The sequence below is a fragment of the Streptomyces sp. 7R007 genome (assembly GCF_054850255.1).
On record NZ_JBTWMV010000020.1, the window covers coordinates 28,308 to 42,021 of the forward strand.

Here is a 13,714-nt window from a genome sequence, read left to right on the forward strand (position 1 = left end):
CGCGGTGTCACCCCAGGTGAATCCGCGTCAACACCACGTAAGACCTCGGTGAACCCGGCCTCCCCGATGTGCGCGACGCCGGGAACCCCGAGTATCGTCCTCACCTGCACAGACTCATACAGATCTCCTTGACACCGGAGGGCCCGTTGTCCCGCTTCGCGCTCATCAAGGCAGTGCTCGGACCGATCATGCGCCTGATGTTCCGCCCACAGGTGGAGGGCGCGCAGCACATCCCGGGGGACGGGCCGGTGATCCTCGCCGGCAACCACCTCACGTTCATCGACTCGATGATCCTGCCGCTCGTGTGCGACCGGCAGGTGTTCTTCATCGGCAAGGACGAGTACGTCACCGGTAAGGGCCTCAAGGGCCGGCTCATGGCCTGGTTCTTCACCGGGGTCGGCATGATCCCGGTCGACCGCGACGGCGGCAAGGGCGGGGTCGCGGCGCTGATGACCGGGCGGCGGATCCTGGAGGAGGGCAAGGTCTTCGGCATCTACCCCGAGGGCACGCGCTCGCCCGACGGGCGGCTGTACCGGGGGCGTACGGGGATCGCGCGGCTGACGCTGATGACCGGGGCGCCGGTGGTGCCGTTCGCGATGATCGGCACCGACCGGATCCAGCCGGGCGGGGCGGGGATGCCCCGGCCCGCGAAGGTGACGGTCCGCTTCGGCGAGGCGATGGAGTTCTCCCGGTACGAGGGGATGGACCGGGACCGCTACGTGCTGCGGGCCGTGACGGACTCCGTGATGGCGGAGGTCATGCGGCTGTCCGGGCAGGAGTACGTGGACATGTACGCCACCAAGGCGAAGGCGGCGTAGCACCTCGCGGCACGGTTGTCCGCGCCCCTCAGGGCCGGCTGTCGAGCCGTTGGCCTCGGAGCATGAACCAGGCCGCGGCCGCCGTCGCCAGCAGGACGCCCGCTCCCACGCCCGACGCGATCGCCAGGCCGTCGACGAAGGCTTCGCGGGCTGAGGAGAGCAGTTGCCGGCCCGTCGCCGTCGGCATGCCGGCCGCCGTCTCCACCGCCGCGCCCAGTGACTCGTGCGCGCCCCGCGGTGTACCGGCCGGAGCGGCAAAGCCCCGGTAGACGCCCGTGACGATGGTGCCGAGCAGGGCGATGCCCAGGGCCGCGCCGAGTTCGTACGCCGTCTCCGACACCGCGGATGCCGCGCCCGCCTGCTCCTTCGGTACCGAGGAGAGGATGACGTCCGCGGTGACCGTGAAGGAGAAGCCCGCGCCCACGCCCACCACGAGCAGGGCCGCGCCGAGCAGGCCGTAGCCCGTCGACCGGTCGAGGGCCGTCAGCGCGGCCAGGGCCAGGCCCACCGCCGCGAGGCCGCCCGCGACCACCGCCCGCACCGAGAAGCGGCGGGCCACGCGCCCGGCGACGAGACCGGCGGCCACCGCGCCCACCGCCGCGGGGAGTTCGAAGAGTCCCGCCTCCAACGGGCCCCTGCCCTGGACCAGTTGCAGGTACTGGGAGAGGAAGAACACCAGACCGGACAGGCCCAGGATGGTCAGCAGGTCGGCCAGGACCGCGGCGCTGAAACCGCGGTTGCGGAACAGGCGCATGTCCAGCAGCGGTGCGGGAAGCGTGAGTTGGCGGCGGACGAACCAGGTCAGGACCGCCGCACCCAGCACGCCGACGGCGAGCGGGAACCAGGCCAGGGCGTGCGTGACGGCCTCCTTCACGGCGTAGACGACAGCGATGACGCCCACCAGGGACAGGGCGACGCTGGTCATGTCCCAGGGGCCGGGGTCCGGGTTGCGGGACTCCGGCAGGGTGCGGACGCCGACCAGGACCAGGACCGCCATCACCGGCAGGTTGATCAGGAAGACCGAGCCCCACCAGAAGTGTTCGAGCAGGAACCCGCCGGCGATCGGGCCGATCGCCGTGCCGGCGGAGGCGGTCGCGCCCCAGACGCCGACGGCGAGGCTGCGTTCGCGCGGGTCGTGGAAGAGGTTGCGGATCAGGGCGAGCGTGGCGGGCATCAGGGTCGCGCCCGCGACGCCCAGCAGGGCGCGGGCCGCGATCATCATCCCGGGGCTCGTGGCGTAGGCGTTCAGGACGGATATCGCGCCGAACGCCGTCGCGCCGCCGAGCAGGACGCGCTTGCGGCCGACGCGGTCGCCGAGGCTGCCCATGGAGACCAGCAGGCCGGCGATGACGAAGGAGTAGACGTCGCCGATCCACAGCAGCTGGGTGCCGGAGGGCTTCAGGTCCTCACTGATGTAGGGGGTGGCGAGACCGAGAACGGTCGCGTCCACGGCCACCAGCAGCACGGCGAGCACGAGGACGGACAGCGCGAGCCAGCGGCCGGGGCGCTTCACCGCCTCGGTCGTGGTGGCCGGCTGCAGGGTGCTGGTCATGATTCCTCTCTTCGCAGTGCGCCGCCGAGCAGGAGCTCGGTGATCATGTGGGTGAAGTCCTTGGCCGCGACCCGGCCCTCCGCGACCGCCCAGGCGCCGGAGGCCAGCAGCCCGAACAGCGCCTCGGTGAGCCAGGCGGGGGTGAGGTCGATGCGGAACTCGCCGGCCTGCTGGCCGCGCCGGAACAGGGCCCCGACCCGGGCGTCGATCCTGGCCCAGCCGGCGTTCTGCTCCTCGCCCTCGAAGAGCTGGTTCTCGGTGTAGAGGAAGGCGAGCAGACCGGCGGCCGGTTCGACGGCGCGCACCAGACGCCGTACGGCGTCGGCGGCGGGCCCGTCGGCCAGGCGTGCCGCGTCCAGCGCCGCCTCGCACTCGGCGATGCCCAGTGCCTCCAGGGCGCGCACCAGCGCGTCGCGGCCGGCGAAGTGCCGGTGCAGGGTCGCGCGGCTGATGCCGGCCGCCCGGGCGACCTCGTCCATCGTCGCGGTGGACTTGCGGGTCAGCAGGGCTGCGGCGGTGCGCAGGACGTGGTCACGGTCGACGGCCATGCGACAACGATAAACCATATGAGACATTGATGTCTCATTATGGGCGCGTGTGTACCAAAGGGAGGGGTGCGAGCCGGTGCCTCAGTGCCAGGGCAGGGCGGCGCGCTTCTCCCAGTACGTCCGCGGGTCCTCCGCCAGCGCGGCCAGGCGGGCGAGCTGGTCGTCGTCCAGGTCGACCACGGCCGCGTGGAGGTTGGAGGCGAGCTGGGTGAGGGTCGCCGCGCCGGAGAGGACCACCCCGGCCCAGGACTGACGCAGGATCAGGGCGAGGGCCACGGCGTCACAGCCGAGGGAGGTCTCCTCGGCCACGGCCTTCAGGGCGTCCGGTGCGTGCGGGCCGGCCAGGCGGCCGTTCGCCATGCCCTCCTTCACGATCACCGTGAGGCCGGCGTCGTGGGCCTCGGCGAGGGCGGGGGCGGCCGAGGTCTCCAGGGCGTTGTACGTCGACTGGACGGTACGGAAGAGGGGCTCGCCGTCGACCGTGACCGCGAGGGCGGCGCGGATCGCGTCCGCCTGGGCCGGGCCGCTGGTGGAGAAGCCGACCGTGAGACCCTGGGTGGCCGCTTCGGCGAGCCTGCCGTGGAGTTCCTTGTCGGTGAGGGCGGGGCTGTCCGGAGTCACCGAGTGGATCTGGTAGAGGTCGAGGCGGTCGCCGAGCAGGGCCGCGGTTTCGGCGCGCTGACGGTCGTACGTCTGGACGCTGTGGTCCTTGACCTCGTGCTTGTCGGCGTCGGTGGTCCAGTCGGCGGTGTAGGTGTAGCCCCATTTGCTGCCGATGACCACGTCGTCGACGTGGGGGTTGCGGGTGAGCCAGTCGGCGAGGAACTCCTCCGAGCGGCCGTAGGAGCGGGCCGCGTCGAAGTAGCGGACGCCCTGGGCGTAGGCGGCGTCGAGGAGTTCGTGCGTGCGGGCGCGGAGGGTTTCGACGCTCCGGTCGTCTCCGAGGTCCTCGTCGCGGCCGAGGTTGATGTAGCCGGGGCGGCCCACTGCGGCGAGGCCGAGGCCGATGTGGCAGGTGGGGGTGGTCGCGGTGGCGAGTCGGGCGAAGGGCATACCGACAACGTAACGCGGGATGCCCGTTCGCCCCACGGGGTGAGTGGTGCGGTGCGCCGGGGGTGCGGCGACGGCGTGGCGTGTCTCGCCCACGGCGGTGGCCACACACGCACCACGGCCCCGCGCTCCCTAACGGCGTTCCGCCCACCGGTGCTGAGCCGCCACGTCCGCCTTCACCTCGGCCAGCTGGACCGCCACCGCGCTCGGGGCCGTGCCGCCCCTGCCGTCGCGGGAGGCCAGGGCACCCGGGACGTTGAGGACGGACCGGACCTCCGGTGTCAGGTGGGCGGAGATCTTCGCGAACTGGTCGTCCGTGAGCTCGTCCAGTTCCTTGCCCTCCGCCTCGGCGGCCTTGACGCACTCGCCCGCCACCTCGTGCGCCACCCGGAAGGGCACGCCCTGCTTGACCAGCCACTCGGCGATGTCGGTCGCCAGGGAGAAGCCGGCCGGGGCCAGTTCCTCCATGCGCTCGCGGTGGACGGTGAGGGTGGCCATCATGCCGGTGAACGCGGGCAGCAGGACCTCCAGTTGGTCGATGGAGTCGAAGACCGGCTCCTTGTCCTCCTGAAGGTCGCGGTTGTAGGCGAGCGGCAGCGCCTTGAGGGTGGCCATCAGGCCGGTGAGGTTGCCGATCAGGCGGCCCGACTTGCCGCGCGCCAGCTCCGCGATGTCCGGGTTCTTCTTCTGGGGCATGATCGAGGAGCCCGTGGAGAACGCGTCGTGCAGGGTCACGAAGGAGAACTCCTTCGTGTTCCAGATGATGACCTCCTCGGCGATCCGGGAGAGGTTGACCCCGATCATCGCCGTGATGAAGGCGAATTCCGCGACGAAGTCACGCGAGGCCGTGCCGTCGATGGAGTTGCCGACGCTGCCGTGCTCGAAGCCGAGGTCCTTCGCGACCGCCTCCGGGTCCAGCCCGAGGGAGGAGCCGGCCAGGGCGCCTGACCCGTACGGCGACACCGCCGTGCGCTCGTCCCACTGGCGCAGGCGTTCGGCGTCCCGGGACAGGGACTGGACGTGGGCCAGGACGTGGTGGGCGAAGAGGACGGGCTGGGCGTGCTGGAGGTGGGTGCGGCCCGGCATCGCCACGTCCGGGTGGGCCTCCGCGAGGCCGATGAGCGCGTCCTGGAGGTCGGCGATCAGGCCGCCGATGGTGCGGGCGTGGTCGCGCAGGTACATGCGGAAGAGGGTGGCGACCTGGTCGTTGCGGGAGCGGCCCGCGCGCAGCTTGCCGCCGAGGTCGGGGCCGAGGCGCTCCAGCAGGCCGCGCTCCAGGGCGGTGTGCACGTCCTCGTCGGCGATCGTGCCGGTGAAGGAGCCGTCGGCGACGTCGGCCTCCAGCCGGTCGAGCCCGGCGATCATGCGCTGGAGCTCGTCCTCGGTGAGGAGACCGGCCTTGTGCAGCACGCGCGCGTGGGCACGCGAACCGGCGATGTCGTAGGGCGCCAGCCGCCAGTCGAAGTGGACGGACGCGGACAGCTTCGCCAGGGCCTCGGCGGGTCCGTCGGCGAAACGGCCGCCCCAGAGCCGGACGTCACCGCTGTTGCTGCTCACTCGGTTCTCCTCATCCTGCGTTCGGTCATGCATGAGTATGCAGACCTATGCATGATTCGTCAATCCGGGCGGGGGCGCGCGAGGGACGTCCCCGCCTGGTCCGGAGGAGGAATTTTGCGGGCCCTTTGAACGCGAGAAATCGCTTACCCGTACCTCTCGCCGAACGCAGGCGCCGCGTTCGTCACCGAAGAACACCCCCGACCCTAGTGAGGCATCCGCATGTCCAGGGCTCTTCCGAAGTACAACAAGCGCCGTGTCGCGCTCATCGGCGGCGCCGCCGCGGTGGTGCTGTCCGGCGCCGTGATCGCCGGCTCGGCCCTCGCCGGGGAGACGTCCAAGAGCAGCGGCACGGACAACGCCCGCACGCTGGCCAGTCCCGGCACCATCACGTGCCCCGACGTGGCCTCCCAGCTCCCGGACATCCCGGCCTCCGCGCAGGCCGAGGTCGACCGCAACCTCACGCTGCTGCAGACGCAGATCGACGAGGCCAACAAGCGGCTCGTCGACACGGTCGGCCAGGGCGGCCCCAACTTCGTCCAGAACGCCATCCTCGGCCCGCTGGAGGACAAGCGGATCGCCACCATCAACCGCATCGCGACCGCCATCGGCCGCACCGCCGCGAAGCCGACCGGCCTCGACTCCCTCGCGCCGTGCGCCCTCAACGCCGACGGGGCGGCCGGCTCCGGCGCGCAGACCTCGGCCACGCCGAGCGAGACGGCGTCCTCCGGGGCGTCGGACACCGGTTCGGACGCGAGCGGCACCGGCGCGGCGAGCGGCTCGGACAGCAGCGCCTCCGCCGCCGGCACGATCAGCTGTCCGGACGTCGCCTCCCAGCTGCCGGCGATCCCCGCCTCCGCGCAGGCCGAGGTCGACCGCAACCTCACGCTGCTGCAGACGCAGATCGACGAGGCCAACAAGCGGCTCGTCGACACGGTCGGCCAGGGCGGACCGAACTTCGTCCAGAACGCCATCCTCGGCCCGCTCGCGGACAAGCGGAAGTCGACCATCGACCGCATCGCCATCGCGATCGGCCGCACCGCCGCGAAGCCGACCGGCCTGGACTCCCTGGCGGCCTGCACGCTCACCAAGTGACGTGACAGGCGCTGTGGCCGCCCCGAGTGATGCGCCGGCCGGGGCGGCCACGGACGGGGCCCGCGACGAACCGGACGCGCCAATTCCTTAGACAGGCGAAGGAACCGCGTTCATAATCATTCATCGTGGGAAAGACTTATGAACGCATAGACGGCCGACTCCGCACGTTCATCGAGACACAGCCCCTCTTCTTCACGGCGACCGCCCCGCTGTCCGGCGACGGCACGGTCAACCTCTCCCCCAAAGGGCTCAAGGGCTCCTTCGCGGTGCTGGACGAGCACACCGTGGCCTATCTGGACTTCGCCGGATCCAACGCCGAGACGATCGCCCATCTGCGCGAAAACGGCCGGATCACCCTGATGTGGTGCGCCTTCCAGGGCCCGCCGAACATCGTCCGGGTGCACGGCCGCGGGGAGCCGGTCTTCCGGGACGACCCGCGCTTCGAGGACCTGCTCACCCACTTCCCCGACATCGACCCCACCCCGCACGGGCTGCGCGCGGTCATCGTCGTGCACGCCGAACTCGTCCGGGACACCTGCGGTTACGCGGTGCCCTTCATGACGTACGACGAGGACCGCGATCTGCACGGCAAGCGGTTCGCGCGTGAGGACGACGCGTCGCTGAGCGAGTACTTCACCCGGAAGGAGCACGTCGCCACCAGCCTGGACGGACTGCCCGGGCTGCCGTTGCCGCTGCCGCCGTCTACGGTCTGAGCCATGCGAACCGCTCTCGTCGCCGGTGCCCTGGCCGCCGCCTCCCTCCTCGTGCCCGGTGCCGCGCCGGCGTCGACCGCGCCGCTGCCCGCCCGGATGGCCGACACCGGGGGCGGTGCGCAGCTCATCACCGCCGTGGCCGGGAGGACGAGTGCGACCTCGGGCACGGTCACGTGGTGGGACCGGCGCGGCGGCCGGTGGGTCAAGGCCGGGTCGGCGTCCGCCCGGTTCGGCGCGAAGGGGCTGGTGGAGGGGACCGCGCGGAAGCAGGGGACGTACACCACGCCGACGGGGCTGTACGACCTGCCGTTCGCGTTCGGGGTCCAGGCGGCGCCCGCCGGGACGCACTACCCGTACCGGGCCGTGCACCGGAGTTCGTGGTGGTGCGAGGACGTCGCCTCGGCGTCCTACAACCGGTGGACCGAGCCCTTGCCCGCCGACTGCCGTGCGTCCGAGTCCGAGCGGCTGGTCTCGTATCCGACGCAGTACGCGCACGCGCTCGTCGTCGGGTTCAACTACCACCAGCGGGTGCGGGGGCGCGGGGCCGGGATCTTCCTGCACGTCAACGGGCGGGGCGCGACGGCGGGTTGTGTGTCGGTGCCGGCGGACGCGATGCGGCGGATCCTGCGGTGGGCCGACCAGGACCGCGCCCCGCACATCGCGATCGGCACCACCGGAGGGAGTACGGCGATCACGCGGTACTGAGCCGTACGGTGAACGTGGTCGAGCCCGGCTTGCTCTCCAGGTCCACCCGCCCGCCGTGGGCCTCCGCCACGGCCGCGACGATGGACAGCCCCAGGCCCGCGCCGCCGCCGGGGGCGTCCGTGCGGCGGCGGTCGGCCCGGGTGAAGCGTTCGAAGACGCCGGGCTGGATGTCCTCCGGGACGCCGGGGCCGTCGTCGTGGACCTTCAGCAGGGCCGTGGAGCCCTCCGTTTCCAGGGACACCGTGACCTTGGTGCCCACAGGCGTGTGCACACGCGCGTTGGTCAACAGGTTGGCCAACACCTGTTGCAGCCGGTGCGCGTCGCCCTCGACCGTGACCGGCTCCTCCGCCAGCTCCAGCTCCCAGCGGTGCTCGGGGCCGGCGGCGCGGGCGTCGGCGACCGCGTCCAGCACCAGCATGGTGAGGTCGACCGGACGGCGTTCCAGCGGCCGGCCGGCGTCCAGCCGGGCCAGCAGCAGCATCTCGTCGACCATTTCGCCCATGCGGGCGGACTCGGCGGAGATGCGTTCCAGGGCGCGCGCCACCTCGGGCGGCACCGGCCCGGGATGCAGCAGCGCCAGTTCCGCGTGGCCGCGCACGGAGGCGACCGGGGTGCGCAGTTCGTGGCTGGCGTCGGCGGCGAAGCTGCGCAGCCGCTCCTCGCTGGCGTGCCGTTTGGTGAGCGCGTCCTCGACGTGGCCGAGCATGCGGTTGAAGGCGCCGGCGACCTGACCCACCTCGCTGCGCGGGTCGGACTCGGGGGCGCGCGAGGGCAGGGCCACCTCGCCGCTGGCGAGCGGGAGTTCGCTGACCCGGGTGGCGGTGGCCGCGACCCGGCTGAGCGGACGCAGCGACCAGCGCACCCAGAAGGCGCCGGCGACGCCGGTCGCGGTCAGGGCGAGGCCGAAGACGATCCCGGCGACCAGTACGAGGCGGTGGACGGCGGCCTCCACCGGCTCCAGGGGCAGCCCGGTGATCAGCACGTCGCCGTCGAGACCCTGGGAGGACACGACCCGGTAGTGGTCCAGCGCGGACAGCTCGACGGTGTGGCCCCGGCCGTCGGCCGGCACCCTGGCGAGCTGTCGGCGGTCGCCCTCGGTCAGGGGCACGTTGTGGGTGCCGCTGGAGCGGACGACCGCCGCGTTGGTGACCGTGCCGCCGACCAGCCGGGCGCCGAAGGTGCCCGTGGCCTGCCGACGGGTGTCGCCGCGCTCGTCGCCGTCGTGGTCGTCGGGCAGCGTCCCCTTGTGCTCCAGGCTCACCGCGAACCGGTTGCCGGCCTGGGCCAGCTGTTCGTCGAGGCGGCTGGTGAGGAAGCCCTGCAACTCGATGACGGCGGCCACGCCGACCGCGGCGCAGCTGACCGCCAGCAGCACCACCAGGCCGACGGTGAGCCGGGCGCGCAGGGTGCGCAGCCGGGGCAGGCGCAGGCGGCGGGGCAGGCGAGGGCGTGGCAGCCTCATCGCGTCACCGGCTTGAGCACATACCCCGCGCCGCGCACGGTGTGGATCATGGGCTCGCGGCCGGCGTCCACCTTCTTGCGCAGGTAGGAGATGTACAGCTCCACGACGTGGGCGCGGCCGCCGAAGTCGTAGGACCACACCCGGTCGAGGATCTGCGCCTTGCTCAGCACCCGGCGCGGGTTGCGCATGAGGAAGCGCAGCAGCTCGAACTCGGTCGGGGACAGCTCGATCAGCTCCCCGCCCCGGGTCACCTCGCGGGCCTCCTCGTCCATCACCAGGTCGCCCACGGTCAGCCGCGGCCCCTCCTCCAGCTGGCGGGCCATGCCCGCGCGGCGCAGCAGTCCGCGCAGCCGGGCGACGACCTCCTCCAGGCTGAACGGCTTGGTGACGTAGTCGTCGCCGCCCGCGGTGATGCCGGCGATCCGGTCCTCGACCGCGTCCCGCGCGGTGAGGAACAGCACGCACACGTCGGGCTTGACGGTGTGCAGCGAGCGCAGCACGGCGAAGCCGTCGGTGTCCGGGAGCATCACGTCCAGGACGACGGCGTCGGGCATCAGCTCCCGCGCGGCGGCGACGGCCGACGCTCCGTCGCCGGCCGAGCGGACCTCCCAGCCCTCGTACCGCAGGGCGCCGGAGAGGACTTCGGCCAGGTCGGGGTCGTCGTCGACGACGAGGACCCTGAGCGGGGTGCCGTCGGGGCGGGTGAGCGCGGGCCGGCCGGATCTGGTGGTGTTCATCGCCCTACCAGGATCGCCCCTCGCGGGGACCGCGGGCCGCTCAGAACGCTCTGAGTTTCCTCTGAGTGGGCTGGGCGGGGTGCCCGTTCAGAGGGTGCTGAGAGGTTACGGCGGCACAGTTGCGTCTCGTACAGGCGAAAGGACGCAATCCATGACCACCGTGTACGAGCGGCAGACGGCACCCCCCGTGCCGGTGCCCGCCCGGCGCTCCCCCGCGGGCCCCGTGCTGACCCTGCTGTGGGCGGGCGCGGCGGCCGTCATCGCCCTGTGGTGGACGGACACCGGTTCCGTCGTCGGCGCGGCGGGCTGGCTGACCGGGGCCGGGCGGATCGCCGGGCTGCTGTGCGGATACTCCTGCGCGGTGCTGGTCGGGCTGATGGCCCGGGTGCCGCTGCTGGAGCGGCGGATCGGCTCGGACCGGGTGGCGCGCTGGCACGCGATGGCCGGCCGGTACACGGTCTGTCTGCTGGTCGCGCACATCGTGCTGATCCTGCTCGGGTACGCCGCCCAGGACCGTGCCTCGGTCTGGCACGAGACCATGACGGTGCTCTTCGACTACCCGGACATGCTGAAGGCGACCGCCGGCACGGTCATCCTCTTCGCTGTGGGCATCACCTCCGCCCGCGCGGTGCGCCGCAGGACCAGCTACGAGTTCTGGTACTACGTGCACCTGCTCACCTACGCGGCCGTCTTCCTGGCGTTCTTCCACCAGCTGACGCTGGGCAACGACTTCAACGGCCACCCCGTGGCCACGGCCGCCTGGTACGCGCTGTACCTGGGCGTCGCGGCACTGGTGCTGTGGTTCCGGATCCTGGCCCCGGTGCGGCTGAACCTGCGCCACCGGCTGCGGGTGGAGTCCGTGCACCGGGAGGCGCCGGGCGTGTACTCGGTCGTCGTGCGCGGCCGGCGGCTGGACGAGATGGGCGCGCGGGCGGGGCAGTTCTTCCGCTGGCGGTTCCTCGGCGAGGGCATGGGCTGGACGTCCACGCCGTACTCGCTGTCGGCGCCGCCGCGCCGGGACCTGATGCGGATCACGGTCAAGGCGCTCGGCGACCACAGCGCGGCCGTGTCCCTGCTGCGGCCGGGCACCCGGGTGTGGGCGGAGGGGCCGTACGGCTCGCTCACCGAGGACCGGCAGACCTCGCACAAGTCGCTGCTGATCGGCGCCGGCGTCGGCATCACCCCGCTGCGGGCGCTGTTCGAGACGCTGCCGGGCCAGGTCACCCTGCTGTACCGGGCGCGCAGCGCCGAGGACCTCGCGCTCGGCGCCGAGCTGGAGGCGGTGGCGCGCTGGCGCGGGGCGAAGGTGCTGTACGCGCTCAACGGAGCGGACGGACGGCGTCCGAGCCTGAGCGCGCGGTCGCTGCGGGCGACCTTCCCGGACCTCGCCGAGCACGACGTGTACATATGCGGCCCGCACGGCTTCGCCCAGGACCTGTACGAGGCGCTGACGGCCGCCGGGGTGCCGGACCGCCGTATCCACCACGAGTCGTTCGAGCTGTAGGGGCACCGACGTGCACGCATTGAAGAAGAACCGTCCGCTGCGCCGTGTCGTGCTGGCGAGCGCCGCCACCGTCTCCGGCATGGTGATGCTGCTGTCACTGAAGCCGCACTCGACGCCGGTGACCGCCGTGGCCGCGCCCGCGCCCTCCAGCAGTTCGAGCTCCGCCGGCAGCTCGGGCAGTTCCGGTGGCTCCAGCGGTTCCGGTGGCTCCAGCGGCTCGGGCAGCTCCTCCTCCGGCACCAAGACCGTCACCGGGGACACGGTGCAGACCCGTTGGGGTCCCGTCCAGGTGAAGATCACGGTGAAGAACGGCAAGCTCACCGACGTGGAGGCGGTCACCTACCCGACCGAGAACCCCCGCGACCAGCAGATCAACAGCTACGCCATCCCGCAGCTGCGCAGCGAGGCCCTCACCGCGCAGAGCGCGAACATCGACACCGTCTCCGGGGCCACGTACACCAGTGACGGTTACCGCCAGTCACTCCAGTCCGCACTGGACTCGGCGGGTCTCTGAACACACGGGCGTCGTGGCACGTATCTCAGGGCCAAGGGACCACGCCACCCCCCTTGCCCCGCCCCGGAGGAACCGTGACCACCACGCTCGCAGGCGGCCGCGCCGCCCGCCGCCAGACGATGCGCCGCATCCGCCCGCGCCGCTCCCCGGCGACCGTCCTGCTGCTCGCGGTGTTCGCGGGCGCGGTCGGTGTGCTGTGGCTGTGGTGGCACAACACGCCGTCCATCGCCGACCAGAACGGCAGGATCCTCAACGCGGGCCGGATCACCGGCCTGCTCGCCGGGTACCTGATGGCCCTGGTCGTGCTGCAGATGGCGCGGGTGCCCGCGCTGGAGCGCCGGGTCGGCTCCGACCGGGTGGCGCGCTGGCACGCGATGAGCGGCCGCTACACGCTCTGCCTGGTCGCCGCGCACGTCTTCCTCACCATGTGGGGGTACGCGCTGCAGGCGGGCAAGTCGCTCGGCGACATCGTCCAGCAGACGATCGACTCCATCAACCAGCTGCCCGACATGGGCAAGGCGGCCGTCGGCACCGGACTGTTCGTGCTCATCGGGCTGACGTCGATCGGCCCGGTGCGCCGCCGGATGGGGTACGACACCTGGTACCACATCCACCTGCTGACGTACGCGGCGGTGTTCCTGACCTTCTGGCACCAGATCACCACCGGCAACGACTTCGCCGTCGAGCCCACCGCGAAGACCTTCTGGTACGGCCTGTACGGCGCCGTGACCGCGCTGGTGATCTGGTACCGCATCCTCACCCCGATCCGCCTCAACCTGCGTCACCGCATGCGGGTCGAGGCCGTCATCGAGGAGACCCCCGGCATCGTCTCCGTCCTCATCGGCGGGCGGAAGCTGCACCGGATGGGCGCGGAGGCGGGGCAGTTCTTCCGCTGGCGGTTCCTCGCGCCGGGCATGCGGTTCAGCTCCCACCCGTACTCCCTGTCGGCGGCGCCCCGCCCGGACATGCTGCGCATCACCGTGAAGGCGATCGGCGACCACAGCGCCCGGCTGCGCGAGCTGACGCCCGGGACGCGGGTGTGGGCCGAGGGCCCCTACGGCGCGATGACCGCCCAGCGGCGCAGCCGCGGCAAGGTGCTGCTGGTGGCGGGCGGGGTCGGCATCACGCCGATGCGGGCGCTGTTCGAGACGCTGCCCGGCGCGGCCGGCGACATCACCCTGCTGTACCGGGCCAACACCACCCAGGACCTGGCCCTGTGGGACGAGCTGGCCGCCATCGCCGAGGACCGCGGGGCCCGGCTGATGTACGCGGTCAACAGCCCGGACGGGGAGCGTCCCGACATCTCGGCGGAGCGGCTGAGGCAGAAGCTGCCCGACATCGACAAGCACGACGTCTTCATGTGCGGCCCGGCCGGGTTCGCGCAGTCCGTCTACGAAGCGCTGCGCGGAGCGGGAGTGCCCGCCCGCCGCATCCATCACGAGTCGTTCGAGATGTGAGCGAC

Annotated in this window: 13 protein-coding genes; 7 read left to right on the plus strand and 6 right to left on the minus strand. The window is 72.2% G+C overall.

The window, feature by feature from the left end; translation table 11 throughout:
• The first annotated feature begins 146 nt into the window (after positions 1 to 146).
• Positions 147 to 818: a lysophospholipid acyltransferase family protein gene (locus tag ACYF6T_RS25195; RefSeq protein WP_461699153.1), complete on the plus strand. Its 672-nt coding sequence runs from the start codon at positions 147 to 149 to the stop codon at positions 816 to 818.
• Between the two features lie 28 nt (positions 819 to 846).
• Here the strand turns inward: ACYF6T_RS25195 and ACYF6T_RS25200 are convergent, their stop codons facing one another.
• From ACYF6T_RS25200 to argH, 4 genes are all read right to left on the minus strand, one after another.
• Positions 847 to 2,370 (minus strand): MFS transporter, encoded by a 1,524-nt coding sequence (locus ACYF6T_RS25200; protein WP_461699155.1) that lies wholly within the window; start codon positions 2,368 to 2,370, stop codon positions 847 to 849.
• Positions 2,367 to 2,918, minus strand: a complete 552-nt coding sequence (locus tag ACYF6T_RS25205; protein WP_461699156.1) for a TetR/AcrR family transcriptional regulator — start codon at positions 2,916 to 2,918, stop codon at positions 2,367 to 2,369. Before ACYF6T_RS25205 ends, ACYF6T_RS25200 begins: the two co-directional genes overlap by 4 nt.
• Before the next feature lie 81 nt (positions 2,919 to 2,999).
• Entirely contained in the window at positions 3,000 to 3,971 is a 972-nt protein-coding gene (locus ACYF6T_RS25210; protein ID WP_461699157.1) for an aldo/keto reductase, read from the minus strand.
• A 129-nt stretch (positions 3,972 to 4,100) separates the two neighbouring features.
• A complete protein-coding gene (argH, locus tag ACYF6T_RS25215; protein ID WP_461699158.1) occupies positions 4,101 to 5,525 on the minus strand; it encodes an argininosuccinate lyase in 1,425 nt (474 codons plus the stop codon).
• A 219-nt stretch (positions 5,526 to 5,744) separates the two neighbouring features.
• On the opposite strand from argH, the gene ACYF6T_RS25220 reads away from it, so the two are divergent.
• The 3 genes from ACYF6T_RS25220 (at position 5,745) to ACYF6T_RS25230 (ending at position 8,035) form a co-directional block, all read left to right on the plus strand.
• Entirely contained in the window at positions 5,745 to 6,617 is an 873-nt protein-coding gene (locus ACYF6T_RS25220) for a hypothetical protein (protein ID WP_461699160.1), read from the plus strand.
• A gap of 125 nt (positions 6,618 to 6,742) precedes the next feature.
• Positions 6,743 to 7,330 (plus strand): pyridoxamine 5'-phosphate oxidase family protein, encoded by a 588-nt coding sequence (locus ACYF6T_RS25225; protein WP_461699161.1) that lies wholly within the window; start codon positions 6,743 to 6,745, stop codon positions 7,328 to 7,330.
• 3 nt (positions 7,331 to 7,333) lie between these two features.
• Complete coding sequence (locus tag ACYF6T_RS25230; protein ID WP_461699163.1) at positions 7,334 to 8,035, plus strand: L,D-transpeptidase family protein; 702 nt, start codon at positions 7,334 to 7,336, stop codon at positions 8,033 to 8,035.
• Here the strand turns inward: ACYF6T_RS25230 and ACYF6T_RS25235 are convergent.
• A complete protein-coding gene (locus ACYF6T_RS25235) occupies positions 8,022 to 9,497 on the minus strand; it encodes a sensor histidine kinase (RefSeq protein ID WP_461699164.1) in 1,476 nt (491 codons plus the stop codon). The genes ACYF6T_RS25230 and ACYF6T_RS25235 overlap by 14 nt on opposite strands.
• Positions 9,494 to 10,234: a response regulator transcription factor gene (locus tag ACYF6T_RS25240; protein WP_461699165.1), complete on the minus strand. Its 741-nt coding sequence runs from the start codon at positions 10,232 to 10,234 to the stop codon at positions 9,494 to 9,496. The genes ACYF6T_RS25235 and ACYF6T_RS25240 overlap by 4 nt, the downstream gene beginning before the upstream one ends.
• A gap of 151 nt (positions 10,235 to 10,385) precedes the next feature.
• On the opposite strand from ACYF6T_RS25240, the gene ACYF6T_RS25245 reads away from it, so the two are divergent.
• The 3 genes from ACYF6T_RS25245 to ACYF6T_RS25255 all read left to right on the plus strand — a co-directional run bounded on the left by ACYF6T_RS25245 (position 10,386) and on the right by ACYF6T_RS25255 (position 13,709).
• A complete protein-coding gene (locus tag ACYF6T_RS25245) occupies positions 10,386 to 11,738 on the plus strand; it encodes a ferredoxin reductase family protein (protein WP_461699166.1) in 1,353 nt (450 codons plus the stop codon).
• Between the two features lie 10 nt (positions 11,739 to 11,748).
• Positions 11,749 to 12,252, plus strand: a complete 504-nt coding sequence (locus ACYF6T_RS25250; protein WP_461699168.1) for an FMN-binding protein — start codon at positions 11,749 to 11,751, stop codon at positions 12,250 to 12,252.
• A 74-nt stretch (positions 12,253 to 12,326) separates the two neighbouring features.
• Positions 12,327 to 13,709: a ferredoxin reductase family protein gene (locus ACYF6T_RS25255; protein WP_461699169.1), complete on the plus strand. Its 1,383-nt coding sequence runs from the start codon at positions 12,327 to 12,329 to the stop codon at positions 13,707 to 13,709.
• Positions 13,710 to 13,714 lie beyond the last annotated feature (5 nt).

Bases quoted from the DNA above. Each gene is read 5' to 3' on its own strand.
- ACYF6T_RS25210 (WP_461699157.1), bottom strand. From the start codon at position 3,971: ATGCCCTTCGCCCGACTCGCCACCGCGACCACCCCCACCTGCCACATC.
- ACYF6T_RS25220 (WP_461699160.1), top strand. From the start codon at position 5,745: ATGTCCAGGGCTCTTCCGAAGTACAACAAGCGCCGTGTCGCGCTCATC.
- ACYF6T_RS25240 (WP_461699165.1), bottom strand. From the start codon at position 10,234: ATGAACACCACCAGATCCGGCCGGCCCGCGCTCACCCGCCCCGACGGC.
- ACYF6T_RS25205 (WP_461699156.1), bottom strand. From the start codon at position 2,918: ATGGCCGTCGACCGTGACCACGTCCTGCGCACCGCCGCAGCCCTGCTG.
- ACYF6T_RS25235 (WP_461699164.1), bottom strand. From the start codon at position 9,497: ATGAGGCTGCCACGCCCTCGCCTGCCCCGCCGCCTGCGCCTGCCCCGG.
- ACYF6T_RS25230 (WP_461699163.1), top strand. From the start codon at position 7,334: ATGCGAACCGCTCTCGTCGCCGGTGCCCTGGCCGCCGCCTCCCTCCTC.
- ACYF6T_RS25200 (WP_461699155.1), bottom strand. From the start codon at position 2,370: ATGACCAGCACCCTGCAGCCGGCCACCACGACCGAGGCGGTGAAGCGC.
- ACYF6T_RS25245 (WP_461699166.1), top strand. From the start codon at position 10,386: ATGACCACCGTGTACGAGCGGCAGACGGCACCCCCCGTGCCGGTGCCC.